This is a genomic window from Parabacteroides sp. KHUB-02 (genome assembly GCF_056640955.1).
In genome coordinates, this window is the sequence record NZ_JBWQEV010000001.1 from 2,468,963 (window position 1) to 2,495,167 (window position 26,205).

General features: G+C 45.8%; 17 protein-coding genes. 10 read left to right on the forward strand and 7 right to left on the reverse strand.

Annotated features, from left to right (window positions below; genetic code table 11):
• The first annotated feature begins 34 nt into the window (after positions 1–34).
• Together ACYIA1_RS10910 and ACYIA1_RS10915 are read left to right on the forward strand one after the other, a co-directional pair.
• Positions 35–847: a hypothetical protein gene (locus ACYIA1_RS10910; RefSeq protein ID WP_016661782.1), complete on the forward strand. Its 813-nt coding sequence runs from the start codon at positions 35–37 to the stop codon at positions 845–847.
• 7 nt (positions 848–854) lie between these two features.
• On the forward strand, positions 855–2,063 hold the full coding sequence (locus tag ACYIA1_RS10915; protein ID WP_016661783.1) for a site-specific integrase: 1,209 nt from the start codon (positions 855–857) through the stop codon (positions 2,061–2,063).
• Positions 2,064–2,233: 170 nt separating this feature from the next.
• Here ACYIA1_RS10915 and istB read toward each other — a convergent pair whose 3' ends face one another.
• The gene (istB, locus tag ACYIA1_RS10920; RefSeq protein WP_016272400.1) at positions 2,234–3,010 is read right to left on the reverse strand and encodes an IS21-like element helper ATPase IstB; all 777 of its coding nucleotides are present in this window, start codon (positions 3,008–3,010) and stop codon (positions 2,234–2,236) included.
• Positions 3,011–3,031: 21 nt separating this feature from the next.
• Positions 3,032–4,645 carry an IS21 family transposase gene (gene istA, locus ACYIA1_RS10925; protein ID WP_016272705.1) on the reverse strand — a complete coding sequence of 538 codons (1,614 nt, stop codon included), beginning with the start codon at positions 4,643–4,645 and terminating at the stop codon, positions 3,032–3,034.
• Positions 4,646–5,004: 359 nt separating this feature from the next.
• On the opposite strand from istA, the gene ACYIA1_RS10930 reads away from it, so the two are divergent.
• From ACYIA1_RS10930 to ACYIA1_RS10950, 5 genes are all read left to right on the forward strand, one after another.
• Complete coding sequence (locus ACYIA1_RS10930) at positions 5,005–6,558, forward strand: hypothetical protein (protein ID WP_016661784.1); 1,554 nt, start codon at positions 5,005–5,007, stop codon at positions 6,556–6,558.
• 288 nt (positions 6,559–6,846) lie between these two features.
• A complete protein-coding gene (locus tag ACYIA1_RS10935; RefSeq protein WP_016661785.1) occupies positions 6,847–8,115 on the forward strand; it encodes a DUF3575 domain-containing protein in 1,269 nt (422 codons plus the stop codon).
• Entirely contained in the window at positions 8,112–9,173 is a 1,062-nt protein-coding gene (locus ACYIA1_RS10940; RefSeq protein WP_016661786.1) for a DUF6562 domain-containing protein, read from the forward strand. Before ACYIA1_RS10935 ends, ACYIA1_RS10940 begins: the two co-directional genes overlap by 4 nt.
• Before the next feature lie 12 nt (positions 9,174–9,185).
• Positions 9,186–10,046 (forward strand): DUF6562 domain-containing protein, encoded by an 861-nt coding sequence (locus ACYIA1_RS10945; protein ID WP_016661787.1) that lies wholly within the window; start codon positions 9,186–9,188, stop codon positions 10,044–10,046.
• A 263-nt stretch (positions 10,047–10,309) separates the two neighbouring features.
• Positions 10,310–12,787, forward strand: a complete 2,478-nt coding sequence (locus tag ACYIA1_RS10950) for a GLUG motif-containing protein (RefSeq protein ID WP_151856103.1) — start codon at positions 10,310–10,312, stop codon at positions 12,785–12,787.
• Positions 12,788–13,286: 499 nt separating this feature from the next.
• On the opposite strand, the gene ACYIA1_RS10955 is transcribed toward ACYIA1_RS10950, so the two are convergent.
• The gene (locus tag ACYIA1_RS10955; protein WP_034535980.1) at positions 13,287–14,513 is read right to left on the reverse strand and encodes a site-specific integrase; all 1,227 of its coding nucleotides are present in this window, start codon (positions 14,511–14,513) and stop codon (positions 13,287–13,289) included.
• A 507-nt stretch (positions 14,514–15,020) separates the two neighbouring features.
• Between ACYIA1_RS10955 and ACYIA1_RS10960 the strand changes: the two genes are divergently transcribed.
• Entirely contained in the window at positions 15,021–16,334 is a 1,314-nt protein-coding gene (locus ACYIA1_RS10960; RefSeq protein ID WP_011966673.1) for a Gfo/Idh/MocA family protein, read from the forward strand.
• A 48-nt stretch (positions 16,335–16,382) separates the two neighbouring features.
• On the opposite strand, the gene ACYIA1_RS10965 is transcribed toward ACYIA1_RS10960, so the two are convergent.
• Positions 16,383–17,903: a DUF4301 family protein gene (locus ACYIA1_RS10965; RefSeq protein ID WP_005854486.1), complete on the reverse strand. Its 1,521-nt coding sequence runs from the start codon at positions 17,901–17,903 to the stop codon at positions 16,383–16,385.
• Between the two features lie 176 nt (positions 17,904–18,079).
• On the opposite strand from ACYIA1_RS10965, the gene ACYIA1_RS10970 reads away from it, so the two are divergent.
• Entirely contained in the window at positions 18,080–20,293 is a 2,214-nt protein-coding gene (locus ACYIA1_RS10970; RefSeq protein WP_057329061.1) for a RelA/SpoT family protein, read from the forward strand.
• 129 nt (positions 20,294–20,422) lie between these two features.
• Here the strand turns inward: ACYIA1_RS10970 and ACYIA1_RS10975 are convergent, their stop codons facing one another.
• The gene (locus tag ACYIA1_RS10975) at positions 20,423–21,853 is read right to left on the reverse strand and encodes a CCA tRNA nucleotidyltransferase (RefSeq protein ID WP_005854484.1); all 1,431 of its coding nucleotides are present in this window, start codon (positions 21,851–21,853) and stop codon (positions 20,423–20,425) included.
• 88 nt (positions 21,854–21,941) lie between these two features.
• Between ACYIA1_RS10975 and ACYIA1_RS10980 the strand changes: the two genes are divergently transcribed.
• Positions 21,942–22,766 carry a hypothetical protein gene (locus tag ACYIA1_RS10980; protein ID WP_250788224.1) on the forward strand — a complete coding sequence of 275 codons (825 nt, stop codon included), beginning with the start codon at positions 21,942–21,944 and terminating at the stop codon, positions 22,764–22,766.
• A 108-nt stretch (positions 22,767–22,874) separates the two neighbouring features.
• On the opposite strand, the gene ACYIA1_RS10985 is transcribed toward ACYIA1_RS10980, so the two are convergent.
• Together ACYIA1_RS10985 and ACYIA1_RS10990 are read right to left on the reverse strand one after the other, a co-directional pair.
• Entirely contained in the window at positions 22,875–25,529 is a 2,655-nt protein-coding gene (locus tag ACYIA1_RS10985) for a DUF6383 domain-containing protein (RefSeq protein WP_005864405.1), read from the reverse strand.
• A 266-nt stretch (positions 25,530–25,795) separates the two neighbouring features.
• Positions 25,796–26,125 carry a hypothetical protein gene (locus tag ACYIA1_RS10990; protein ID WP_005864403.1) on the reverse strand — a complete coding sequence of 110 codons (330 nt, stop codon included), beginning with the start codon at positions 26,123–26,125 and terminating at the stop codon, positions 25,796–25,798.
• Positions 26,126–26,205: the final 80 nt, after the last annotated feature.

The following is a 26,205-nucleotide window of genomic DNA, read 5'->3' on the forward strand; positions in this document are numbered from 1 at the left end:
GCAAACAAATTTTTCACACTTAAAACAAATTGATATGAGTAATAAAAACTTTAACCACAACGACAATGAGTCGTTTATGGAAGGCATCTACGGATGCTTGGAGAGAATCGAAACCGCAGTAATTGAATTGCAAAAGTTTCAACCGAATGAGGGTAATTCGGCTGTTCCTAATGTGGACAACACTGCATTAGTTCAAGAAATTAAGGCTCTTGTTGAGAATGCTACAGGTGCTAATTGTAAGTACACAGAACGCAAGATTCAAGAACTTACAAAGACTTTGAGTGAAAACCTCGGTGTTGTCAATGATAATGTAAAGGGTGTTTCAGGTAAGAATAAGCCCGATTTTGTAGCCATTCAGAACGAGTTTGAAAACCTTAAAAAGTTGACAGCGTCACTTATACCGATGATTGAGGAGTCCAAAGTACTTCATAGAGAGAATGACTATAACATCAATCTGAACTTCAATTCCAAACTTGATTGGTTTGTGATTACACTCAATACGATTTTCATCGCATTCTTAGCGTCTGCATATTACTTTGAGTCGCAGCGGAACAAGGATGAAGAGGATGATTCTCTCAAATACCGCTACATCAAGATGAAAGGTGATGCTTCGGCTGAGCAGATAGCCACATTGGAGGACATCTTTGAACTCAACCGCAATGCCGAAGCAATTGAGCAGATGCGTGAGGATGTAGAAACCTATGAAGAGGCCGTTCGTAAACAAGCCGCCCTTGCCGAGCAAGCACGTTTGAAAGAGCAGGCAGCAAGGGAACAGGAGAGCAAAGCCAAGTCCATTAAGAACAAGCAGGATAATAGTAAGGTTAAACAAAATAAATCAAAACCCTGATTGAGATATGGCAACAGTAAAGATTAAGTTCCGACCATCAACGGTTGATGGAGGACAAGGCTCAATTTTCTATCAAGTAATCCATAATCGTGTAGCCCGTCAGCAAAAGACGGGCTACCGTCTCTACGGCCATGAGTGGAACAGTCACTCTTCGGAGGTGGTGTTACCCAAGTTCAACGAGAGCAGAAAACGCCACCTATCGGAGATTGGCGACAAAATCCGGATGGATGTAAAGCATTTCCAAAAGGTCATCGCTGATTTTGAGCATAGCGGTTGTGATTATACCGCAGGTGATGTGATAGCGGAATTTGCATCGGACAACCCCGAAAATTTTCTCTTTCCATTTATGGAGGGCGTTATTGCCAATCTGAAAGCATTGGGTAAAGTCCGTACATCGGAAACATATGCTGCGACCCTATGCAGTTTCAGACGCTTCCGAGAGGACAAGGATGTGCCGTTGGATGATATGGATTCAGATATGATGATGGCATACGAAGCATATTTGAAGAATAACGGAGTGAGTCCAAACTCTTCATCATTCTATATGCGTAATCTCAGAGCAGTATATAATCGTGCCGTAGAGAAGGAACTTACCTCACAACGCTTCCCGTTCAAGCACGTCTATACGGGAGTGGATAAGACCGTCAAGCGAGCCGTACCTCTGAAAGTCATCAAGCGAATTAAGGAGATGGACTTCTCTATGAATCCGTCCTTTGACTTCGCCAGAGATATGTTCCTTATGAGCTTCTATACGCGAGGTATGTCATTCGTGGATATGGCATACCTACGAAAAAAGGATTTGCAGAATGGGGTACTATCCTATCGCAGACGCAAGACCGGGCAACAACTCTTCATCAAATGGGAGAAGTGTATGCAGGAGATTGTGGATAAGTACGATACTTCGCAATCCAATTACCTTTTGCCTATCATCAAACCTTTCGGTGATATAGATGAACGCAAGCAATATATCTATGCAGCCCATAATATCAACCGTTGCCTGAAAATCATCGGTAAAGAGTTGGGATTATCCGTTTCACTAACCTTGTATGTTGCTCGTCACGCTTGGGCGAGCATCGCCAAGAGCAAGAATGTACCGCTCTCGGTAATCAGTGAGGGTATGGGACACGACTCGGAAGCCACCACACGCATCTATCTGGCATCATTAGACACCGTAGCCATCGACAAGGCGAACAGTATGATATTGAAATCTCTATAAGGAGGTATTGTTGAGCGAATGAGAAAATCTCTTGATAAGAGAAATGATTACCATTGCAAATTTACGAAGAATTATATAATCGTAACCAAAAAAGGAATGTAGCTAACACTTGAAAAGGGACCCGGGTAGCATTTGAAACGTGTACCACCCGATAGGTTTTGCAAAGTTAATTAAATTTGTTTATTTATCATATCTTGTGTTTCTTTCATTCTGTACGATTTTCCCGTCATGTTCAGTAGAATCGCCTTGTGCGTTAGCCTGTCTACCATTGCTGTAACTAGTACTTTGTCTGCAATAATCTCGTCCCATCTGTTGAATGCGAGATTTGTTGTAATGACGGTTGTTTTCTTGTCAGTTCTGAGTGACAGATGGTTGAACAACATCTCCGCTCCCGCCTTGTCACAAGAAACGTATCCGAACTCGTCGCAGATGACCATGTCGTATCGTTCGAACTTGTTCTCGAGTGCCCTTAGTGTCATTGCGTTCCGGCATTCCCTTATCTGCGTAAGCAGTCTGGGCACGGAAGTGAACAGTACGGAGTATCCCGCGTTACAGGCCGCAATCCCCAAGGCTGTAGCCAGATGGGTCTTTCCGGTACCGGGATTCCCGTATAGTATAAGGTTGCGCCCTTCCTTGATGAAATCAAGTGTCTCAAGGTTTGGCAAGGCCTTCCGCGCTTCTGGCGGAAGCGCGTCCGTATCTATTTCGTTGAGGTATCGCAACTGTGGGAACGCGGCATTTTTGATGCGATGCCGACGCTGGTTCTCCGAGCGGTTTTCTTTTTCCTGACGCAGGAGTTCGGCCGTGAACATCCACAGGTTCCATCGTTCATCAAGTCCTTGCTGTATAAGCAGGTCGATGTCGCGTCGTACCAGAGGGAGTTTGAGGTCGAAGGCATACGCACGTATCCGTTCGCGTATGGAGTCTTGATTTTCGTTTTGTTCCATTGCTATGCAATTTTTATGTTGTTAGACGGTAACTTTGTTTACAGGTTGTTGTGTGGCGCCACATCCGATCATCGCCGAAAGTGTGTCCAATGTCTGTGAGGCCGATTCTTCAATGGCGGTCTGTTGTGGATCGGACGGGGTCAGGGTGGCTGCGTCTTGACGGACGTTTGCGGTTCCATTGCCGTCACTGGCCAGCATCTCGGCGCTCAATTGTTCGGAAGACAGGCGTTTGAGTCCCCGGGAGGACAGACGGTCTGCCGCAGCCAGTATGTCGGCATAAGTGCGCTGGTTGTCACGGGTAAACACGAGCAGTTCGACAAACGATCTGGGAGAATCCGTAAAATGTTTGCGAAACAGTGCCGCCACGTCCGGGTGTACCTGTCGCATGGCCGTGGATCGTCCCAACGCCGCAGGCTTGCGAAGGAACGTGCCCAGATAGTGCATCAGGTCGATACACCAGTCACCGAGACGCCGGGAGCGTACATGCGTGGCTACCTTGTCGCGACCGTCAAGCACGACAATACGCTCGGAATACATCTTTATGGGTACCTCCCGACCGACAAGCCGGTCAGGCACAGAGTAATGCACACCATCGACGGTAATGGTGGAATACTTCCCGACACGGGCATGCCGCTGCTCAAAGCAGCCCATGTCACCGTGGTCAAGCGGCCGCAAAGCCGCAATATCGGCCTGTACGCGCTCCTTCTTCTCTTGCGCAGACATGTTGGAAGCCTCCCCGTTGAGCCTGTCACAGACCTTGTCAAGATGACACTGCGCCTGCTCCAGCGAACCGAAACGGACATCATAGGCGAAAGCCCGCCGGCGGATATGTTCCACCGAACGCTCCACCTTACCTTTCTCCCATCCCGAACGCGGATTACAGAAATGAGGGGTGAAACAATAGTGGAGTTCCATGCGGCGCAGGGCATCGGTATGTTCGCGCTCCTGTCCAAGGAACTTCTTGACGGCCACCCGCATGTTATCGTAGGCCATTACTTGCGGCGTGCCCCCCAAAGCACGGAAGCAGTTGCGGTGTGCTTCCATCAGGGCCAACGTGTCCTCGCGGGAGAACAGGTATGCCCGCCGCAGGTTGCTATGGTTCATCGTGAACACGGCCATGTGCAGCTTCGTCTTGACACCGGCAATCCAAAGTGTCAGCACGCCCCAGTCAAACTCGCACCGGAACCCCGGTTCATACTCCTGGCGGATGAACGCCGCCGGGGACTTGGCTGGAGCGGACACCGCCACTTCCAATGCACGGACATACTGGCATACCGTCGAATAGGCAATCTCTATGCCTTGATCGCGCAACCGGCGCCACATGTCAATCTTGCGCATCTGCTGCTTGCGCAATCCGGCCGCGGCATTAGACCGGTTGCGGGCCATGAAGCCGTCTATCGCCTCCATCACCTGCTGGTTCATCACTCTGCGGACACGTTTGCTGCTGTCATAGCGCACCGGCTGCTGCAGGTACGTGTCCATTGCTTCCGCATCGGGGTTGTCACCGACCGCTTGTTCGAAAGCCCGGAGATACTTGCGTACAGTCTTGCGGCTCATGCCGTTACGACGGGCGATCTCACGGATGCTCAATCCGTCACGCCTATAGGCGAGAATTATGGAATCTCTTTCTTCCATGTGGTACATATTATGAACGCCATTGGTTTTTATGAATATACCAATTTTGTTCGGTTAAACATACCCATGGGTGGGGCACTTTTTAAATGTTGTTCCGGGTCCCTTTTCAAGTGTTAGCTACAAAAAAGGAATTAAAAAAGCAGGTTGATTTTCATTTTGTTTTGCTCCACAAGTCTATTGTTGAGCAAATTCCAATGTGTCAACCTGCTAATAGACTCATTCATAGAATAGACCTACAATATTAATTGCTCTTATCAAGAGAAGTTTACTCTTTAGCTTCTATATATAGAATTAAGAACTTGTAAACCTGACGATTGCCTACCCCAATTAAGTAACCCATAAAAAATGGCAACCGAAAATTGAAAGAGCAACGAGGAATTAGACACGAAACCAGAGAAAAGTATAGCGATGCAATTACCCTCTATGTAGAGACCGGTCTTTCCATAAAACAAATATGCGAGCAGACCGGGGTCGGCTTTTCCGCGTTCAGTTCTTACCTCTCCACTCATCACCGTGACCTAATCCTCAAACGACATAATCTTACAGAATTTAAGAATGTCAAACTTAGAGGAAAGAAAGGTCAAACTACTGCCGCCCATTACAAATACAAGGATGCCATTGACGCTTGCGACAGTATGGAGTATATTGAATACAATATATCTCAGATAGCACGTATCTTCAACGTAGATTGTTCCTCTTTGGCAAGCCAACTTCGCAGACATTACCCCGATATCGTACCACGCAGAGAACAGGAACGCAGACGGATAGGAATAACCGTCAATCTGCAATATGGAGCACGCAAGTGGAGCAAGGAAGAGTATGCTACTGCCATTGAGATGTTGCAATCATCCGATAAAACCATTGAAGAGGTTGCAGAGGCTTGTAATGTATCCTACACGGGTTTGCGAGAACACATCTTAGCCTATTACCCACAAATTACCCGTAATAGGGAGGAGAAACGTATCCGTGCAACAGGTCAAAAGGTCAGAGGTCTGCGTAACGGGAATTGGACTGTCTGTGAGCCAGACCGTGAAACTCTTGAAAAATATGAGAAGGCTATAGACCTGTATCGTACAACATCGAAGGATGTAAAGGATATAGTACGTATTGTTGGGGTAACTCTCGGTGGCTTCCGCTACCACTTGAGAACTTGGCATCCCGAGCTGATGGTTCTTAGACGGGGCTTTGACGAAGGTATGGCATTGGAGCAAACCAAACGTTATAAAAAATCTTCTGCTGAGAAATATGCCAATGCAATCGAAAGATTACAGAATACCGATTTGCCAACGGCAAAGGTCGCAGCGGAATTTGGACTGAATCCCGAAACATTCAGGATGTATCTCAGGGAGCATCATCCCGAATTGGTTACAGCCCGTGGAATGATAAGGACATCTGACGGTAAGGTCGTTTCCAATCGTAGTGCAGAAAAGTATGCGGAGGCGCTACGCATCTATGTAACCACTTCCGAGTCCTTGAAATCCATTGCCAAACGGTTGGGACTTACCTATAATAGTGTAGGCGGTTTTATACGCCGTAACTATCCCGAAGCCATCGAAAAGCATAATTCGTTGCTTGTATCCAGTGAACAGATGTTTGCTGAAGGGGTAGAAATGTTGAAATCAGGGAACGCCACTATCCATGCCGTGATGGACGAGTGTGGCTACAATGAATATTTCAGAACTTACATAAAGAGCAAGTATCCCGAACTGCTTCATCGTAAGACGGAACGCAAGCAGATACTTAGGAAACAAAAGACGGCAGATAAATATGCGGCTGCTATCGAATGTCTGAAAAACGGCACAGATACGATGAAGGATATTGCTGAACGATTTGGACTTAACATCCATTCTTTCCGTAAATATCTCTATAAATATACTCCTGAAATTATAAAGTCAAGACACAATAAGCCGTAAGAGCCAAAAGAATAGGGCTGATGTTGAAGGTGCAGAGCAGAATAGATTGTTGAGCGAATGAAAGGTCTCTTTGGAAGAGAAATGATTACCGATACAAAATTACACATTTTTCGGCAAATAGCACCAATTTACACTAAAAAATGTTATGCTCGATTCAGATTTTGTTTAGTGGCAATGTGGATTGTTGAGCAAATTATGTCGTGACTGTTCAAATAACCTACTCGTAATCAATAGCAGTATGTCGCATAAATCACTCTTCCAAAGAGAAGTGACCTATTATTCTGATTTATGCGCATTAAGAAATATTGTATAACACTGATTCTCTTGCTGTTTGGTGTAGGTATTGCGCATTCGCAAGAGAGACACACGGAAATCTGTATTGACTTCCGTGTGAACAGTACTGTCATAGACTCCGCCTATTCGGACAATGCCGCCCGTATGCAGGAGATGTTGGAGTTCCTACGAACTATACGCCAAGACAGTACAATCAATATCATTGAAGTATCCTTCTGCGGAGCAGCTTCTCCCGAAGGCAGTTATCAACTCAACCGTAAGTTGGCACAAGGCCGTCTCTCGGCACTTGAAAAGTTCATCCGCAGTGAGGTGGATATTCCCGACAGCCTTATTACCTATAATGACAGCTATATCCCGTGGGATTATCTCAAATCGCAGATTGAGGATTCGGGACTTATCCGCAAGGATGAAGTAATTGCCATCTTGGAGGAAGAAGCCCGATTGGTGGACTATCATCACCCGAATACGCATATCGACAACCGTGTCGTAAAATTGAGAGCATTGGACGGTGGTAAGGTATGGCAGCAGATGAACAATCTCTTCTTCGAGCAGATGAGAAATGCTTGTGCGGTATTCGTAACCTACAAGAAAGAGTTACCGCCCGTACAAGTGCCTATAATCGTGCCTGATACCATTACGATAGAGCCAATAGTTGAAGTTGTGGAAATTGTACCCGACACAACGGCTATCGTAGAAACAGTTATCCCCGAAATAGAGGAATGGAACCGCAAACTCCACTTGAAGACCAATGCCATAGGCTTGGGAATGGCTATTGCCAATGTTGCCGCAGAAGTAGATTTGGCAAAGCATTGGTCGTTTACGCTTCCTGTCTATTATTCTGCTTGGGACTACTTCAAATCAACCATCAAGTTCCGCACATTTGCCCTGCAACCTGAATTCCGCTATTGGTTGTCGGAAGAGAATGACGGATTCTTCGCAGGAGCACATTTCGGCTTGGCATACTACAATTTTGCTTTTGATGGAGATTACCGCTATCAAGACCATAACCGTGAGACGCCTGCCATCGGTGGCGGTGTGAGCATCGGTTATCGTCTGCCCATCAGCAAAAACAACCGTTGGAGGGTGGAGTTCTCACTCGGAGCAGGAGTATATTCAAATCACTACGACAAGTTCCACAATACCCCACGCACAAAAGACGGTCTGATGATAGAGAGCATCAAGAAGACCTACTGGGGTATCGACCAAGCAGCGGTATCGTTCTCCTATTCGTTTGACTATGAGAAGAAAGGAGGCAAGCGATGAGAAAGATTCTATACTTTATTATGTGCCTGCCGATATTGCTTCTTTCGGCTTGTGATGTTCACGAATGGCCTGAAACGCCGGAGTTTGTAAAAATGCATCTTCGCCTCAATTATGAAACGGATATGACCGAATGGGAACATCTGTATGATGGGACATCGGTCATTGAGCAGGGATATGGCGAAACATACGACAATCATCGTGATTATGGAAAGATACGTTACATTGTCCGCACCTATCCCGTGTCGGAGAAAATGCGTACCACATCGGATTATACACAGGAGTTCGTATTCACGAAAGATATATCAGAGGGCTACGACCATGAAGTGACGCTCGACCTCTTGCCCGGCAACTACAATGTGATGGTATGGTCAGACTTGGTACAGACAAGCGGTGACAGCCATTTCCACAATACCGACAACTTTGCGGAAATCAGACTGCAAGGCGACCACAAGGGTAACAATGACTACCGTGATGCTTTCAGGGGTTCTAACAATATATCCCTCGTAGCGGATATTATGGAGCATTTGCCCGACACATTGGATATTGCGATGCAGCGTCCTCTTGCCAAATTTGAGTTCGTAACAAACGATGTGGTGGAGTTTATAGACAAGGAATCTGTACGTGTCGCTTCGAAAGCCAACGGAAACAAGGCTGCATCAACAGATGATACCCCGACAAGAGCCGTAAACATCGAGGATTACAAGGTGGTGTTCTACTATGTAGGATTTATGCCCGATGCTTACAGTATGAATACCGACAAGCCTGTGGACTCCTCTACGGGAGTGATGTTTGAATCCACATTGAGAAAGCTCTCCGAATCGGAGGCAACGATGGGATTTGACTATGTGTTTGTGAACGGCAAGAAGTCGGCTGTAACCGTGCAGATAGGTATCTATGACAATGAGGGTACACAACTCTCCTTGACCGAGCCAATAGAGGTACCGCTCAAACGTAGCCATCATACCATAATGACAGGTATGTTCCTGATGTCGGAGGCTTCGGGAGGTGTTACCATCAATCCCGACTTTGACGGAGACCATAACCTTATTTTCCCCTAACAGATAGACATAATGAAGAATCTACTACATAACATACAGATATTGGCAATGCTTGCCTTGACTATGATAGGCATACAATCCTGTTCGGATGAATTGCACGATGTAGGCGATGTTCAGGTGAGTTTCACCGCTACGCTCCCAACGGACATCCGTACCCGTTCATTCGGCAAAGCGGAACAGGTAAATACCCTTGTGGTCGGCATATTCAAAAAGGGTGTTGCCGATGTGCATAACAACAGCGGAGGCAGTTGGAACTATTACGAAATAGACCGCCAATCGTTCCCGATAAACGATACTTCGATAGATGTGCAACTTACATTGGCTCAGGAGCAGACATACAGTTTTGTATTTTGGGCGTGTGATGGCAATCAGAACATCTACGATATAGATGATTTGACCGCCATTGAAATGAATACTCTGCCCAATCCGATTACATTCTCTGAGGCAGAAGCCGCAGACGCTTTTTTTGCCACGATGGAAGATATTACCATTACAGGAGATTGCAGTTACCCTGTTGAACTTGTCCGCCCGTTGGCTCAAATCAATGTGGGTACTACAGGAACACCGATGCAAGCTACATTTACTGCAAGTGGTGCTCCCAAGACATTCCACCCATTCACCAATACCGTAAGTGGAGCAGCCGAATTTTCTTGGAATATCAACGAGACCACAACTGAGACATTCTCGGCTGATGGTACGGAATATAACTACCTCGCTATGGGCTATGTATTTGCTCCGACCACAGCCACAAATATTTCTGCCAAATTGACTTTGACTGATGGCAATAACAGCAAAATGGTGGAATTTCCACAGGTAGAGATAGAGGCAAACCAAAGAAGCAACATTGCAGGAAATTTCACACCAACAGAATAAGAGATTTTCAATATAAGTATAACCCTAATAACGAGTTAAAAGCCGAACATAAAAGAACAAACAAGCTAACACCGCAAAGGTGAGGAACAGTTCCGAGACCTTTACCCTGCATCAGCAGGAAACAACAGATTGATGATAATACTCGGTTCTGCCTATGCAGAACAGCCCTCGACAATGGGTGCGACATCCACAAGGGATGTGGCAAACATTAAGAAACAAGAAAATCAAAATAACTATTTGTATAACAATTAAATTTTTCAAAGATGAACAAGAAATTATTCTTAGGTATGTTTGCAGCAGCAGGTATGTTGCTCGCAACATCGTGTTCGAATGACGAACTGGATGTGGTTCAGTCAGGAAATGAGGCTCAGGTGACGTTCTCACTTGCTGCCGAAGGTGGTATCGCTACCCGTGCTATCAGTGATGGTACAGGTGCAGATTTGCTTTATTATGCTATTTTTGATGCACACGGAAAATTGATTACAACTATCAATGGTTCAACTGCTGGTCTGCTTAAAAAAGAAAATGCCTTCCTAAATGGAAGTAAGCAAGATGCAGTAGAAGTGACATTGGCAAAGGGACAGGAGTACACAGCCGTATTTTGGGCACAGGATGCAAGTTGCACTGCTTACACAGTTACTGCAGAAACTGACGGACTAAAAGTAGCCGTAGATTATGAGGGTGACAATAACGATGAGACTCGTGACGCATTCTTCAAGGCTGAAACTTTCAAGGTAACAGGCAATACAGAAATTGATGTTGTATTGAAGCGTCCTTTTGCTCAAATCAATGTGGGTGTAACAGAAGCTGATTGGAAAGCAGCAGTAGAATCAGGTATAGAAATTACCGCGTCAAAGGTTGTCATCAAGAATGCTGCTACTTCTATCAACTTGCTCGATGGTACTGTAAAAGGCGAACAGGCAGTTGAATATGATTTTGCAGCAATCCCTACAGACCCTGCAATTTTGGAAGTTGATGTGGATAGAGATGGTACTATTCAGGAAAACGAGAAGTACAAGTATCTTTCTATGAGCTATATTTTGACTGATAACGATGAAAAGAGAACTACTTTGGAAGCAGATGGTCTGCAGTTTACATTTAAGTCAGGTGGTGAAGACATCGTTTTCGATGAAGGTTTACATGCAGTTCCCGTACAACGTAATTGGAGAACCAATATTCTTGGTAAACTTCTGACGGGCGATATTCAATTCAATATTGTTATTGATGAAAGATTCGATGATGATTATAATTATCCTGAATTTGAAGAGGTTACAAATGGAGTTAAATATGATGCAGCGACCAAGACCTATTATCTCTACTCAGTAGATGGTCTTAACTGGTTATCAACAGAAAGTAATACCAATAGCAACCAATTCTCTGGTTATACAGTGAAATTGACTTCTGATGTTGATATGAAAAATGTTGCTTGGACTCCTATCGGTACAACCAAAACATTCATGGGAACTTTCGATGGTGGTAATAAGACAATAAGTAATTTGACTGTAAAGGTTACTGATGATGAAAATTCTGCTGGCTTGTTTGGTAATGTAATTGGTAACATTAAGAATGTAAAATTGTCTAATGTTAATATATCTGGACATTACAAAGCAGGTGCAGTCGTAGGTTCTATCTATGGTAATATTGAGAATTGTCATGTAGATGGTGGTAAGATTCTCTCAACTCCTAACAGCCAGAAAAATAATGCTAATAACGTTGGTGGTATCGTTGGATATGTTTCTGAGAATAGCAAAACGGGCTATTCTGTTACAAACTGTACTGTAAACAACCTTGATATAACAGCCTACAGAAGTGTTGGTGGTATAGCAGGACGCTTAATGACTGGTGCTAAAGTTGAAAACTGCGTAGTTAATAATACTAATGTAATTGCAGATATGATTGCTGAATATGCAGATACAGGTAAGGAATCAGCTGCTGGTGCAGTTGTGGGTGATAACAGACCAAACGCAGATCTTTCTTCAAATACTACTAACAATGTAACTGTAAATGTTTATACTGTAGAAAATAATATTGCAACAGTAGGTACTGCTAATGGCGTAAATTATGCTCTTAGTCAAGGATATACAACTGTATTTGCTGAAGATGTAGCCGCTCCTCTTGCAAATAGTGCTATTTATGGAACGCCTGTTGCTGTAGTTATGAAAGAAGGTGGTGTTCTTGATGGCAATGGATTCTCTTTGGATATTGAAAATCCTCAATACAATGGTTATGCTGTTGAAACATATGGAGGTACAATCAAGAATTTAACAATTGACACCCCTGTCGGTCGTGGTATTGTTATTTCATCGCCTAAACAAGATATTTATATTGATAATGTAGTTGTTGATGGTCCTGGTTATGCAATCAATACTACTGAGCATAATGGGAAGAATCTGATAGTGACAAACTCTACAGTGAAAGGGTGGACAAGTCTTGCAGGTCTTGATGCCGTTTCATTCACAAAATGTAATTTTGGAGAGAACTCATCTAAATATTGGCAAAACAATGGCTATGACCAAGACTATGACCGTCTTATCCGCCCATATGTTTCTACAACTTTTACTGAATGTGTATTTGAAAAAGGTTACTATTTAGACTTATCAGCTCTTGCTGCAAATGCAAAGATTACACTTAAAGATTGCGTATGTGGTGAGGTAGAAATCACAGCAGAAAATTATAATACATATATAAGTGTTGAGCTTCCAGCTAACAGAACATTGACAGACTGTGTGGCTTTTGAATAATGAGGCACAATAGAGAAGATTAAGAAACTCTATCATCCCTTTGATAGATATTTACATATAAGACGTTAGTTCGAGACCTGCCGTTCGTAAGAATAGCAGGTCTCATTCTTATATTAGCAGTGTCCTTTGGGTGAAATCTGATGCCCAATACTCTCCAACGATAACAGTATGCTAATTTCACTCTCTTTTCGTTGGCACAAAGCTTCCAACACCCTTTGCCTTATCCTGCTTGCCTCATAAGTGTTCAACCGAAATGCAAGAGCAATAACCACTTCAAGATTGTAGAATGTAGCCCAACTTGCAGGCGTAGCCAAATCACATCGTTGGGTGCTTACAGGGCAAAGTGTTCCACTCTTGTATATCGCTTTTATAGCGACTCGGAGTGTCGGGGCTATTACCCCGAACAACTCCACCAATTCCATTTCAGACATCCAAACATTACCTCTTGGGATATTTACCTTGCCATTTTCGCTGATTGTTATAATTGCTCGTTCCATAGTTACATTGCTATTGAAATTTCACTAAAAGATTTATTAAGTCTGTTGCCGAACATCGTCAAATCCTTGTCTATTTTCTCGGTGGTAATCTTCGCATATCGCTGTGTCGTGGTAATATTCGTATGCCCCAATACTCGGCTCACACTCTCAATGGGAACACCCTTACTGAGAGCCAATGTCGCGAACCCATGGCGAGTGCAGTGGAAGGAAATATCCTTTGAGATACCGCACTCTTTTATCATCTTTTTCAGCGGTTTACAGATATTCCAATAGTTGAGATTTGGGAATACGAGTTTGTCCTCTTGAAATCTCTCATATCGCTTGATGATCTGTAATGGAATATCCAACAACTTCACTTGGAAATTGACCTTTGTCTTGTGTCGCTTCGACAATATCCACTTCTCTCCGTTTATCTCTACGACATCATCGGTAGTTAGTTCCTTAATATCCACGAATGACAGGGCTGTAAAACTTGCGAACACGAACAAGTCACGGATATAAGCCAACTTCTTGTCTGCAAACTCGTGTGTCATTACAGCCTTGATTTCATCTTCTGTAAGATATTGTCGCTCCTTGATATTCTGATTAACCCGATACTGAGCAAACGGATTTCTCGGTGTCAGTCCATTGTAATGTGCTTTTGAAACGATTGTTTTCAGCCACATACAATGCGACCATACACTACCATTATGCAAACCTGCATCGGTAGAAAGATAGATTTCATACTCCTTGATAAAATCGGGAGTAAGTTCAAGCATAGAAATATCACTGCGCTTGTAGCACTTTTTGATGAATGCAGCCAAATGATTTCGTGACCTAACACGCACCTTGTAGGAACTTGCTGCACGGTCTATGCCGATACGCTTCTTGAAACTCTCGTTGTCCTTGTCAAATGCACCGAGCAATGTTTCATATTCCGTTCCGATACCTTGATAGGCATTACGTACCATTTCAGCAGTTACAAATGCTTCTCTATCCGAAATGCGTTGATAATGCTTGATGATTTGAGCCTTGATGTTATCTAAAGCTAAATTGATGTCTCGTGCCTCCTTGCTCTTGCCTTTTGCCCGATTACCTTTGGCATCCCACATTGTTTTTGCAATGGTCAGTTTGCAACTGAATTGTGCCACAGAACCGTTGATTGTTACTCGTCCCATAATGGGAACAATACCGTTTTTCTCCTTGCTTCCGTTCACGTAGAACAGCACCTTAAATGTACTTCGCATAATCCAATTCTTTTTGGTTACAAAATTAGTTATCAGCGAGTTGTACACTGTTATGCAGAATGTAGCAGAGAGTAGAAATAAACTCCAACGACCTATAAACTTACCTCATTATCGGGTAATGATTTGAAAACCGTTCGCTCTCATTACCTTTCATTTCCTTGCACTTTTGCATCAGCGAGGCTTTCATCGAAAGTCCTCATAAGTCATTGAACACCAGTGCTGCCATCATTATTTCTCCTCATTCATTAGATTTTTCCAGAGATAAACTATATTCTCCAATATCGCATCCCTATATCTTTTAATAACTTTTTTTACAAAGACGCAATGGTACATATCCTTACAATACCAACCTTACCGGACAGATATACTTCAAGTACCACAGGATATATACTTCAAGTGCCATAGGATATATACTTCATCGACTAAGTAAGTAGTTAAAAAGCTATTATCATTTGCGATTGTAAAGGATTTCGCTTAATATTGCAAATACTTTAAATCAATAGTAATACCATGACAACTCGAAGAGATTTTCTCCGGCAGACCGCTTTGCTCGGTGCCGGACTTACCATCAGTCCTTTTTTCATTAAAGCCGGGAGCGCTGGTGTGGGCGCAAACGATAAGATAGGCGTCGGGCTTATCGGATGTAACGGCATGGGATTCGAAGACCTGAAAGCGTTCCTTCGTAATCCGGAAGTAGAGTGTATCGCCTTGTCGGATATTGACGAGAACGTATTGAATAATCGGGCGGCAGAGACCGAGAAGATCACCGGGAAGAAAGTAAAGCATTTATATAAAGACTGGCGTAAATTGATAGACAATAAGGATATCGATCTCGTAATCGTAGGTACTCCCGATCATTGGCACTGCCTGCAAATGGTATCCGCTTGCCAAGCCGGGAAGGATGTGTATTGTGAGAAACCGCTGGGAAATAGTATCGAGGAATGTAACATCATGGTACGGGCGGCGCAGAAATACAACCGGGTCGTGCAGGTAGGCCAATGGCAACGTAGCGATCCGCATTGGCAGGACGCCATGCAATTCGTACATAGCGGACAGCTGGGTAAGATACGCACCGTACGTGTATTCTCTTATCAAGGTTGGTGCCCCTCTATCCCCGTCAAGCCGGACGAGGCGGTGCCCGCCGGAGTGGACTATGATATGTGGCTGGGGCCGGCCCCGAAACGTCCGTTCAATCGGAACCGTTTTCATTTCACATTCCGTTGGTTCTGGGATTATGCGGGAGGTTTGATGACGGACTGGGGCGTACATTTACTGGATTACGCATTGTATGGCATGAACGTCACCGCACCGGAGTCTATCATGGCTTCCGGAGGTAAATTTGGTTATCCGGATGATGCTTGCGAGACCCCGGACTTATTGCAAACCATCTATACATTCAAGGACTTCACCGTTATGTGGGATCATGCGATCGGCATTGACGACGGGGCCTACGGACGGAATCATGGCCTAGGATTCGTTGGCGAGAACGGTACCTTGGTGATCGATCGTGGCGGCTGGGAGGTTATTCCGGAAAAGGTAAACGGACAGGCCCGCATGGAGGCTGTTCCCTTGAAGAAGTCATACGGAGAGGGTGGCTTGAATTTGCATGCGAAGAATCATTTGGAATGTATCAAGAGCCGGAACCGGAATTGCAATGCCAGCGTAGAGATCGGGGCGCATATCGCCAAGTTCTCCCAATTAGGGAATATAGCCTATCGCACGGGTAAGAAATTATCGTGGGATGGAAAGAGTTTCCATGATACGGAGGCGGATAAACTATTGTGCAAGGAATACAGGGCACCGTGGGAATTACCGAAAATATAAGGATCTAGTTGTAGGGACGGGGCACGCCCCGTCTCTACAACTGGGTATTTATTGATGTTCGGGGCGTAACAGGTCGTTCACCGTCTTCACGGGGTTGAATGTCTCGATAGGAACTTCTACGAATACCGTGTTCCAGTCGCTCATGGCACCGTTCCACAAGCCCGGCAATTCCAGCGCTTTCAATTCGCGGCCATCCTTGCTCTTATAAGAGATGAAGCCCGTATTCTTATCCACGTAATCCGGCAAGTTGTATTTCTCTCCCTTGTGATTCTTAACGGCGCAAACCAAATCCACGGGATTAAAGTGAGTACCCTTCTCAAACATCGCCTTCTTAGCCGGATCGCTCATATCGATCTGGGAGCTTTCAAGCACCTGCAAGGAAACCGTACCGTCCGGATTCACCGCAAGGAACGGACCGCCACCCGGCTCGCCCACATTCTTCACCATACCGCATACACGCAACGGGCGAAGCAGTTTGCTCTTGATATACAGGATTAACTCGGCGTCTTCCAGTAATTTCGTATCCGGGTTCTTGATACATAGGTCGTCTTGCAAGAAATGAATCATCTCCTCTACCTCGGCATGGGTATATTTGCCGGTCTCGATCTGTTCCAGATATCTGAAGGCTTTCTCCTGCAATGTTACCAAGACACCGGCGATCACCTTCTTGTAGATAACCGTAGAGCATTTGAAGCTATCCGGAACCACGTTATCTATATTCTTGATAAATACCACGTCGGCATCCACATCGTTCAAATTCTCGATCAAGGCTCCATGCCCACCCGGACGGAACAATAACTTATCATTCTTATCGCGGAACGGCGTGTTATCCATAGCGGCCGCTACCGTATCAGTACTCGGTTTCTGGATACTGAAAGAGACATCGTATTTCACAGAGAACTTCTCCTCGTACTCGCCAGATTTATCGGCAACCAATTGCTCGAATAAAGCCTGATGCTCCGGAGATACCGTGAAATGGATATTCACCTCGCCGGCGTTATTCTTGGCGTACATGGCGCCTTCGGCCAAATGTTCTTCCATCGCCGTACGAACCGTATCGGCATATTTATGGAAAAGCAACAAGCCTTTCGGTAGCTGTCCGTAATTCAAGCCTTTCGGCTCCAATAAATTGGATACCACCTCCTTGTACTCGCCCAAGGCTACCAACGCAGGAATATCTTTCCCTGTATTCTCCACGCACTTCTTGTCCAAAGCCTTATAGAAAGCGAATTTCTCGATCTCGCTAAAGAATTTCTTCTCGAAAGCGTTCATCGGTTCCTTATAATCCGCAGAAAGGAACTCGTACAGATTCTTAAACATACGGCTAGCAGCGCCGGAGGCAGGTACGAATTTTACGATTTTCTTGTTTTTAGCCAGATAAGCGTCCCAAGCATCCATATAAGAAGCCTGTTCCTCTTTAGATATTACCATAATACCTTTTTCTACCGAAGCGGAGGCCGCTATCTCAAGGAAAGGGAAACCTTTTACGAAGCAAGCGAGTTGCTCTTCAATCTGTTTTTCGCTGATTCCTTTGGCTTTCAGCTGTTCTAAATCGTTTGCGTTTAACATAGTATAGTATTTAATGTGAATAATCTCATCAGTAACACCACAGGGCACTTATGCGCTATGTGTATCGCAAATGTATAAAATAACCGCAAGATACATGTTGAAATTCCATAGAAAAAAGTATTTTTACAGCATGTTTTGCGGTTTGTCCTCAACCGGGCAATAAAAATGATATAACTATGGATACAATTGGATTCTTTACGTCTGAGGAAAAGAAGCTGTTCTTCTCCAAATACAGGCTCCTGTTACGAAACCTTTACTCTTTCCTCGAGAGGGAAGATATCCGAAAGATGAAGGAGCTGATGAAGCGGGTTGTCGCCCTCGATTGCTACGGCAGGGATAAGAATGGTATCAACGGTTTATTGCGAAATATTGACACGGCCTTGATCGCCACCTTGGAGATTGGCTTGAAACGCACCTCGGTCATCGCCCTCCTATTATACCGCCCGGTATTGAAGAAAGCGATCACGATAGAGGAAGTGGAGCAGAAATTCGGAGCGGACGTGACCTTGATCATCCGTCGCCTCTTGAAGACCTCCGACTTGTATGCCCGGAACACCGCCGTCAACTCGGAGAATTTCCATCATTTGCTTTTCTCGTTTGCCGAGGACGTACGTGTGATTTTGCTTATGATCGCCGACCGCCTCTGCCTCATGCGTATGGGAAAACAGATGCAAGAGGATGATCGTATCCGGCTGGCTACCGAGGCCTCTTATTTGTACGCTCCCCTCGCCCACCGACTGGGTTTATATACGATCAAGAGCGAGCTGGAAGACCTTTCCTTGAAATATACGGACAGGAAACAGTATGACTTCATCAAGCGGAAGCTGAATGAGACGAAACGCTCCCGCGATGCTTATATCGCCGAGTTCATCGCCCCGATCAAGCGAAAGCTGACGGCGGCAGGATTCAAGTTCGATATCAAGGGGCGTACCAAATCCATACATTCCATTAATAACAAGCTGAAAAAGCAGCAGGTGGAGTTCGAGGGTATCTACGATCTTTTCGCTATCCGGATCGTATTGGATACGCCGCTGGAGAAGGAACGCTCGGAATGCTGGCAAGTCTACTCCATCGTCACCGATATGTACCAGCCCAACCCGAAGCGTATGAAGGACTGGATCTCTATCCCGAAGAGCAACGGTTACGAGAGCTTGCACATCACGGTTATGGGGCCGCAAAATAAATGGGTAGAGGTGCAGATCCGTACGAGGCGGATGGATGAGATCGCCGAGCGAGGCCTAGCGGCGCATTGGAAATACAAGGGCGTGAAAGCGGAGAGCGGGCTAGACGAGTTCTTGAATACCGTACGTGCCGCCTTGGAGGCCAAGGAGAATAATCCGCTCGACTTGATGCAGGATTTCAAGATGGATCTATATAAGGATGAGATCTACGTCTTCACGCCTACCGGCGAGCTTATCAAGCTGGCCAAGGGAGCGACGGTCCTCGATTTCGCCTTTGCCATCCACACGAAGCTGGGAAGCAAATGCGTGTCGGCGAAAGTGAACGGGAAGAACGTTCCGATCAAATACACCTTGAACAACGGCGATAGCGTATCCGTCATCACGTCGCCCGCCCAAAGCCCGAAGCGGGATTGGCTGAACTTCGTCGTCACCTCCAAGGCCCGTGTGAAGATCAAGCAGGCCTTGAAGGAGGAGACGGTGAAGGCCGTGGAATTCGCCAAAGAGATGTTGCAGCGCCGCTTCAAGAACCGGAAGATCGACATGGACGAGCCGACCATGATGCGCTATATCAAGAAGAAAGGATTCAAGACCGTCACGGACTTCTACATCGAGATCGCCGAGGAACGCCTCGATCCCAACCAAGTAATCGACGAATATCTGGAGGCTTTCCGCAAGGAGACGGAGACGAACGAGCGTACCGAGGTGCGTAGCGCGGAGGAATTCGTGACGATGACTCCGGTGGAGGAGATATCGACAAACAAGGATGTCTTGGTGATCGACAAGAACCTGACGGGTATCGAATATAAACTCGCCAAATGCTGCAACCCGATTTATGGCGACGAGGTTTTCGGTTTCGTCTCCACGCAGGGTATCAAGATCCACCGTATGGATTGCCCGAACGCCCAAGAGATGTTCAGCCGCTTCGGTTACCGGATCATCCGCGCGAAATGGAGCGGCAAGGGAGACAATGGCTATACGGTTACGTTGCGGGTGATCGGACGAGACGATATAGCGATCGTCACCAACATCACCTCCGTGATCGGAAAAGAATCGAACGTCACGCTTCGCTCCTTAAACATCAACTCGGTAGACGGATTATTCCAAGGTAACTTTACCGTATTGGTAAGAGATACGACCGCATTAAACTTGCTGACGAAAAAGATCAAGGCGGTAAACGGCGTGAAAGCGGTAGAGCGATTAAATTCTTAGACAGTGTACTGTGCACGAAGTACCGTAGTACTCTGCACGAAGTACTACAGTACCCTCTAGGAAGTACCGCAGTACTTCGTACAGGGGACTGTGCCAACTGTAAGACTGGGTCTTGTGACTATACCCGGATCACAGAATCGGCTTCAGCCCCATCTTCTCCGCACGTTGTATTAGGAACTGCCGGGCCGCCTCATACTCGTTCGGGATCACGCCGTCGAGGATGGCGTTCTTGATCGCCTCTTTCAGCACGCCGACAGGCTTGGAGGGAGCCAAGCCAAACGTCTCCATGATCTCCTCGCCGGATACCGGGGGTTGGAAGTTACGGACACGGTCTTTTTCCTCTATATCGGCCAGCTTCTCGCGCACCTTACGGAAGTTGTTCAAGAAACGGCGAACCTTCTCCGGGTTCTTGCTCGTGATATCGGCCTCGCACAGTTTCATCAAATCGTCGATATCATCTCCCGCGTCAAACAGCAGACGGCGGATCGCCGAATCCGTCACCTCATCGTCCGACAAGGCGATCGGACGCATATGCAGGCTTACCATCTTCTGCACGTACTTCATCTTCTCGTTCATCGGGAGTTTCATCTTCCTAAAAATACCGGGGATCATCCGCTCACCGATAAAATTATGATTATGGAACGTCCATCCCAAGCGAGGGTCGAAACGCTTCGTGGCAGGCTTGGCGATATCGTGGAAGAGGGCGCTCCAACGCAGCCATAGATTATCGGAAGTCTTGCTCAAACGATCCAGCACCATCAAGGTATGGGCGAAATTATCCTTATGCCCGATCCCCTCCTTGGTCTCCACACCTTTCAAGGCGCAAAGCTCGGGGAAAATCAATGGCAACAGTCCGCATTTATCCAGCAAGTCGAAACCGATAGAGGGCTTTGGCGAGAGGACGATCTTGTTCAACTCGTCCACGATACGCTCCTTGGAGATGATGGAGATACGCTCCCGGTTGCGGATGATGGCGTCGAAGGTATCGGGATCGATAAAGAAACCTAATTGAGTGGCGAAACGAACCGCGCGCATCATCCGGAGCGGATCATCGCTGAAAGTAACATCCGGGTCTAAAGGCGTACGGATCGTAAGCTCGTCCATATCCTCCAACCCGCCGAAGGGATCGACCAATTCTCCGTAACGCTCCTTGTTCAGGCAAAGGGCCAAGGCGTTGATCGTGAAATCCCGGCGGTTCTGGTCATCCTCCAAAGTGCCATCTTCCACGACTGGCTTACGGCTGTCATGGCTGTAGGATTCTTTCCTTGCCCCCACGAATTCCAGCTCCAGATCGCCGGCTTTCACCTGCGCCGTCCCGAAATTCTTGAAGACAGAAAGATAAGCACCACGCCCGATCTTCTTGGCCACCCGTTTGGCCAACTCGATACCGCTGCCAACCGCTACCACATCTATATCCTTAGATGGGCGGTTCAAGAAAATATCCCGCACATATCCGCCTATTACATATACCTCAACACCTAGCTCTTCCGCCGCCTCCGATATCAAATGGAAAGGCTTCGCGGATATATGATTTACTATCTCTTCCTCGTTTATATACATATTTATGTATTCCAAATCCAATAAAGAGCGCAAAGATAATCAAATTTCATGTACTTTTGCGGTATCAAATACATTGAACGAGAAAGATATGAAAAAGTTAGCGATCTGTATAACGCTCATTGCCGCCATTTTAACGGGCTGTAACGGAGACGAGAAAGCGGCTCAGACCCGTTTGGACAAGGCCCGGGCCATGTACGAGAATAACGAGTTTTTCGGGGCGAAGAACGAGATAGACAGTATCCGGGCACTCTATCCCAAGGAAGTAAAGGTACTGAAGCAGGGATTAACGCTTATGCGCCAAGTAGAAGTAAAGGAGGCGGAGCGAAACATCGCTTTCTGCGACAGCTTACTCCCGATCAAGCTGGAGGAAGTAGAGGGATTGAAGAAAGGCTTCGCTTTCGAGAAGGATTCCGTTTACGAGGAAATCGGCAATTATATCTGGAAACAGCAGACGATCGAGCGCAACGTGCAACGTTGTTACGTACGTTGCGGCGTGAACGAGGAGGGCGAGATGTATCTGGCCAGCGTATATTACGGCGGACGCCCCATCGAGCATACGGGAATCAAGCTGAGCCTGAAAGACGGCCAATTCGCCGAGACCGCTTCCATCCCGTACGACGGCGGACTGAATTACCGCTTCAAGGATATGGGAAGCACCACGGAGGTAGTGACCTACAAGGGGGAGCACTGCGTCGATGCCGTCAAGTTCATCTACGATAACGAGAAAGAGCGGATCAAGGTGGAATACACGGGAGGCAAGCCTTACATTATATATATGGCGGACGCCGACAAGAAAGCGATCGTCAACACCTTCAACCTCGCCACCGTATTAAGCGATATCAAGAGCATGAATACCTTGAAAGAGAAATCAGAGAAGAAGATCGCTTATCTAAAGAATAAACTGGAGGAGTAGAATCCCTCCATACAAATGGCCTACCTATAAACAAAGCACCGGGACCCCTACCATACAGTAGGAATCCCGGTGTTAGTATACAAACTGATATCCACTATCAGTTATTCATCATTTAACGACTACCTTCTGAGCGGTCTCGCCATCAACGGAAACTACCACGATACCTTTCGATGCCGGCATCACGAAGTTATCTGAAGAAGCGATAGCGGAAGCGGTGGTCTGACCTAAGATGTTAGACAATGTAACCGTCTTGCCTGCCGCGTTCAAGACCGTAACGCTAGCCTCGCCAGCGATTACCGTGAAGCTGGCAACCTCTTCCAATTGTTCGTTGGAAACCGGAGTCGGAGCATTCTCGATCGTGAACGGAACGCCAACATTAGACATTACCACAACATTGTTTACCACACCTACATAAGGAGTCTTCAACTCGCCCGCGGCCACGGTGCGATTCAGCTCTTTCTGGTTCTCCAATAAGTAACCACCATCCTGAGTTGTCTTGAAGGCGAACAAAGCGTTGTTATCCAAAGACGGAACGATATTCGCTTTATCGCTGAAGCCTACACGGTAGTAAGTAGCGCCATTGCTAACGAATGTCTCGTTAGAATCCCGCAAGGATACCATATAGTAGCGAGGAGAAACAGCTTTGGTAGTTGTCTCCGGAGTATAGATCGATGTCGTGATGAAATACAACGGTTTACCAGCGATCACGGTATCGGCTTCTTGAACCCATAAAGAGAAGTTGTCAGTCTCATAAGTTGACTTCAAGATATCTTGGCCTTCATTCTTCACTTCGGCGAAGAAATTCAGCGGATTCATCGTCAGGAACTTACCATTCGTGCCGAAACGCTTGTGAGAGTTGTCGATAGAAGCGTACTCCGGAGCCTCTACAGCGACAAAGTCGAAGTAGTTAACCTTATCGGAAAGGATCAAGTTCGCCGTATTCACGTTCATAAAGACATATTGGGTGGTTGCGCCTACCCTTGTAGCCATCTGGTATTTGCCACCGGTCGTAGCCGTATTGAATACGAATTCCAACGGAGCGGTATAATCAGATAATTTCAACGGTCCGCCATTCTCGCTGGCAACCAAATCATTGCTGAAACGTTCTTTCAACATATAAGTCGCATGATACAAGGTATCACCTAAAGCACGGGCACCTAAACCATCCGTTACATTCTGTACGGAATCTTGGCTAACCACGATACGAAGAGCGGCTGCGTTCGCTGCGTCACCGGATTTAATCATCAATACGGAATCAGAAGTAAACGCATACAGATCGTCTACACCCGGAGTACCGGAGATCAAGTTCAATACATAACCATTATCGGCGAGTTCCTCCGCAGAGAAGTGACGAGTACCCAAGAATTTATCCTTTAAATCCACATTCGCTTGATATTCCACCGTAATAGAATCGGTGCTACCCCCAAATGTATAGGTATTGGCCATACCTTGAACGGCGAAGATCTCCTCGTTAGAAATAATAGTCGTATTCGTATTACGGTCTACAACCGAATACATTCCGTTGTTTTCCTTGATATACCATTGTCCCTTCGGTTGATAAATAGAAGGTTTGAAACCTGCCGCGGTTACCAACTTATCGGAAGCGGCACTCTTATCGTAAGCGACAGCGTATTGTCCGCCCTTATCGCCCTTGCTCGCGCTCTTCAAGAAGTATACGCCTGTACCTGTAGCGATCGTAGAAGGAGTTCCCTTCGTTACGGTAATAACAGGAGCGGCTCCTTGAGCAGGTTGAGTAGAGCCGGACTGCAAGTCAGATACGGTCAAGGCTTTCGTCTCGATTACGCTGGCATATACGACACGTACGTTCGGAACGGAGGTCATCGGACTTGCGTTCACGGTCGGAGCGGCAGCGGCATACATAGCCAAAGCATCGTTCTTCAAGTTGATCGTGAAATAGAATTTCTGGAAATCAGCGTTACCCAGTGTATGCAAGCCACTAGCGTCATAGGTGGAGTCAGCCGTAAACTTAGCCCCATATACACCGGTAGCACCGGCTATCACATTCTTCAATGTATCGACACCTAAGTATTTTGCTTTACCATCACTAAATACTTGGTCACCTTGGATCTGCAAGGTCACATATTTAGCGTTCGCAATAGCGCCTGTAGCGGGAGCCGCCGTATTCTTCGCTATCAAGTTCTTACCCTCGAAGATATTTCCTTGATAATTTCCTCCAAACGTCAATTGAAAGACTTGGAAACCATCCCCTAGCTCACTTGCGCTCAAATACATAGCGTCGCTAGGAGCCTCTACGGTAAATTTCGTAGAAGAGGCAGAAGAACCTAAGCTCAAGTCTGTCCCAGCTACATCCAACGCCAAGATTTGATTGTTTCCGTAATAAGCCTGAATAGCGCTACCACCGGCAGCGTCAGAGAATGTCCACTGATTCACGCCCGATGTGATAACAGGCTTTGCCGTAGATGAAGCCGCAAACGACAAAACGGCCTGTGTCTTCTTGTTCTTGAATTGATACACAGGACCAGCAGGAGTCGTGCCCGCATTCGTGATTTGCCACAAGGCAGAATCAATAGCGGCTTTGGTAGCGTCTGACGCCAAAGTTTTAACAATTACTGAGTCGGCTTTCTCACCACTTAAAGACAAAACGGAAGAACCTGTCTTTAAATAATAATAGTTACCGGCTTTCCACTGAGCCTCCGGAACGGTCGTACTCGACTGAGCATTAGCCGAGAATACGCCCGCAACCATCAGGGCCGCAGCAATAAGAGTACATTTTTTGTCCATAATCAAATAGATTTTATTTATTAATCACAGTCTAAACAGGGGTTGTTTAGAAAAGGTTTTGAGGGGGTATGAGATTAACAATCGATTTAGCGTCTTATAACAAAAATCGTCCTATTCTCACGAACAGGACGACTATACTACTAAAAATGTAAACAGTGTATTTATATAGTAATATCATGAAACTATATATTTTGGAGAAAAACCGCTCCACCTTCACAGGCAAAACGGCTGGAAATCTAATCTACTCAATAAATATCTTCACAGGCTTACTCGAAATAAGCATGTTCTTTTACGACATGACCTCTGTCATCGAAATAAACCTTATATATCTTACCATTTCTGGAAAGTAATACTACCTTATACTTCACAAACGTGCTATTGTTTGACACCTCAACTGATTTCACCATACATCCCTCATAGGAAGTATTTACCGCATCACGCAATACTTGGGGCATATCAGTTACCTCGATCGGATAAAATTTATCCTGTGCCACTGTTTCCTTAGCGCTACCGACCATCCCGGCTTGCGCTTCTACATCAGGGGCAATAAATAAGCCACATAAAGCGACAATAACCCCGTAAACAATCTTTTTCATACCTTAAAAACCTAAATACCTAAACCTTTTTTCTCTTACATCATAAATTCGCAGTATAGGGTGCAATCTCCGTGCCAAAA